Consider the following 604-nt stretch of genomic DNA (forward strand, 5'->3'; position numbering starts at 1 on the left):
CGATCCGGTCCATCCAGACGCCGGTCGGCTCGTCGGCGATCGCGGAACCGCCCGGCTCGGCGGCCGCGCGGGCCGACCACTCCGGGTTCACGTACACGTCGGCGCCGACGTACGGGTTGTCCACGCGCGCCAGAACCCCGGGGTCGTCGTTCGCCGAGGCCATGCCGAGCGTGCTGAGCGTGATGGCGAAGGCGCCGGCCAGGGCGCCGGTCGCGAACGCCGCGCGGCGCGCGCGTCGCCGGTGTGGGGGGTGGTTGGTGCGGCTCATCGCTGGTCTTCCTCCGGTTGGTTGCTGGTTGTCTCGCGGTGCGTCGATGCCGTCGGAGGCGGGGGGGAGTCCGCCGAGCGACGGAACGTCCTGACGTCGTGGTCGCCTGTCGATCCGGTTCGCCGCGTCGGAACCGGGCAGGGCGACGCGGGCGGTGGGCGCGCGCACGCCGGGCCGCGGCCGTCGGCCGGCCGGCGCGGACGCCACGGTCGCTAACGGGAACGTCTCCCCGGGCCTCGCGGCGCTTCGGGGCACGCGTGGGCCCGGCCGGGGCGGCCGCGCCGGCCTGACACTCGGCCGACCGGTACGCGCTGGGCATCCGGATGGTGGTGGGGG

At 76.8% G+C, this 604-nt stretch carries 1 pseudogene; it reads right to left on the reverse strand.

Annotated elements, in window-relative coordinates:
- A pseudogene (locus E1265_RS36650) lies at window positions 1–268 on the reverse strand (glycosyl hydrolase family 6); the annotation flags it as partial.
- Between the last annotated feature and the right edge of the window lie 336 nt (window positions 269–604).

Origin of the sequence: Streptomyces sp. 8K308 (assembly GCF_004348315.1) — a bacterium.
Classification (GTDB): Bacteria; Actinomycetota; Actinomycetes; order Streptomycetales; family Streptomycetaceae; genus Streptomyces.